3 protein-coding genes and 1 pseudogene are annotated in these 1908 nt (G+C 68.3%); all 4 read left to right on the forward strand.

Annotation, left to right across the window (positions count from 1 at the left end; translation table 11 throughout):
* A pseudogene (locus ACOJUJ_RS00925) lies at window positions 1–221 on the forward strand (MFS transporter); the annotation flags it as partial.
* 2 nt (window positions 222–223) lie between these two features.
* Window positions 224–880 carry a gamma-glutamylcyclotransferase gene (locus tag ACOJUJ_RS00930; RefSeq protein ID WP_155721867.1) on the forward strand — a complete coding sequence of 219 codons (657 nt, stop codon included), beginning with the start codon at window positions 224–226 and terminating at the stop codon, window positions 878–880.
* Window positions 881–994: 114 nt separating this feature from the next.
* The gene (pdxH, locus tag ACOJUJ_RS00935; protein ID WP_056321041.1) at window positions 995–1624 is read left to right on the forward strand and encodes a pyridoxamine 5'-phosphate oxidase; all 630 of its coding nucleotides are present in this window, start codon (window positions 995–997) and stop codon (window positions 1622–1624) included.
* A gap of 69 nt (window positions 1625–1693) precedes the next feature.
* The coding region (locus ACOJUJ_RS00940) for a flavin reductase family protein (protein ID WP_420124960.1) at window positions 1694–1908 on the forward strand (215 nt) is incomplete at its 3' end.

The following is a 1908-nucleotide window of genomic DNA, read 5'->3' on the forward strand; positions in this document are numbered from 1 at the left end:
TGGCCCTGCTGCACCAGCACTCGCCCCCCGGCCGCGCGGCCGACGCGGTGGGCCTGCGCATGGCGCTCATCAACGGTTCGCAGGTCTCCCTGCCGTTGACCTTCGGGGCGCTGGGTGCGGTAATTGGCGTTGCCCCGCTTATCTGGGCCTACTCCGTGGCGCTGATGGCCGGGGGCTGGGCCAACCGCAACCCTCCGCACGAGTCTGAACGGAATACGTAGTCGTGAACAAGCAGTCATCCCACTCTGACCTCTCCGGCGCCACGCTGCCCTTCCGGCTCTGGACGCCCGAGGAACGGCAAGCCTCGCTCGACGATGCGCTGCGGCACTGGCCGGCTGGGGAAGATGTATGGGTATTCGGGTACGGATCGCTTATCTGGCGGCCGGATTTCGATTTCATGGAACGCCGCCTGGCCACGCTGCGCGGCCACCACCGGGCGCTTTGCCTGTGGTCGCGGGTGAACCGGGGCACGCCCGAGTGCCCGGGACTGGTGTTCGGCCTGGACCGCGGCGGATCCTGCCGGGGCGTGGTGTACCGCCTGGCCGGCGAACAGGTCCCCCATTACTTTCCCGCCCTCTGGGAGCGCGAGATGTCCACCGGCGCCTATCTGCCCCGCTGGATCAACTGCGCCACGGACGAAGGCGTCGTCCGGGCGCTGGTCTTCATCATGAACCGCGACAACCCCGCCTATATCCGGGCCCTGCCCGAGGCGGAACTGCTGGCCATCGTACGCCGCGCGGCAGGACGCTACGGTCCCTGCACGGATTACGTGGTGCAGACGGCCCAGGCCTTGCGGGCCGCCGGCATCCACGACGCCCGGCTCGACGCCATTGCCCGCCGGCTGGAGCTGGACGGCCACCCGCTGCCCGAGGGCCCCTGACGCGCCCCCGCGGCTGGAGGCGGCAAACTTGTCCGGGGCCTGCGCGGGGTCAATGAGGGGCCGGTCTCCCAGGCGGTATAAACTCCGTGTTATCAACGCTGAACCCCCAAGACCATGTCCGTCTCTGATCTGCGTCAAAGCTACGAAAAGAATGTGCTGCTGGAAAGCCAGGCAGCCTCCTCGCCGTTCGAGCAATTCACCCGTTGGTTCGACGAGGCCCTGGCCGCCAAGGTGCCCGAACCCAACGCCATGACCCTGGCCACGGTGGACGCCAGCGGCCAGCCCAGCGCCCGCATCGTCCTCATCAAGGGGTTTGACGAGCAGGGTTTCACGTTCTTCACCAATTACGAATCGCGCAAGGGCCTGGACCTGCAAGCCGAGCCGCGCGCCAGCCTGCTGTTCTTCTGGCAGCCGCTGGAACGCCAGGTCCGCATCGAGGGCGTGGTCGAAAAGGTGGCGGCCGAAGAGTCGGACGCCTACTATCACAGCCGCCCGGCCGGCTCGCGCATCGGCGCCTGGGCTTCGCGCCAGAGCCAGCCCATCACCCGTGAAGAGCTGGAAGCCCGCGAAAAGGAATTCCGCGAGCGTTTCGGCGAACAGCCGCCGCGTCCGCCGCACTGGGGCGGCTATCGCCTCAAGCCCACGGCCTTTGAATTCTGGCAGGGCCGCCCGTCCCGCCTGCACGACCGCCTGCGCTACGTGGCGGACGGGGCGGGCTGGAAGATCGAACGCCTGTCCCCCTGATACGGGGCGCCCCGACGCGGGGCGTCCATCCGCCGGGCGCCTCCTGCGCCCGACCGAACTGTCTATTGCATGTCCGCCTCCTCCCCTGATTTCGACTCCGTCTTCTTTCGCACCGCCTTGGGCCGATACGCCACCGGCGTGACGGTCGTGACGACCACCGGCCTGGACGGCGCCCCCATCGGCCTGACCGTCAGCTCGTTCAACTCGGTCTCGCTGAACCCGCCGCTGGTGTTGTGGAGCCTGTCGCTGGGCTCGTCGTCGCTGGACGCCTTCGAACAGTGCGA

Source organism: Longimicrobium sp., assembly GCF_048594345.1.
Lineage (GTDB): Bacteria > Gemmatimonadota > Gemmatimonadetes > Longimicrobiales > Longimicrobiaceae > Longimicrobium.

Coding starts and splice junctions, on each gene's coding strand:
- pdxH (WP_056321041.1), top strand. CDS start 995: ATGTCCGTCTCTGATCTGCGTCAAAGCTACGAAAAGAATGTGCTGCTG.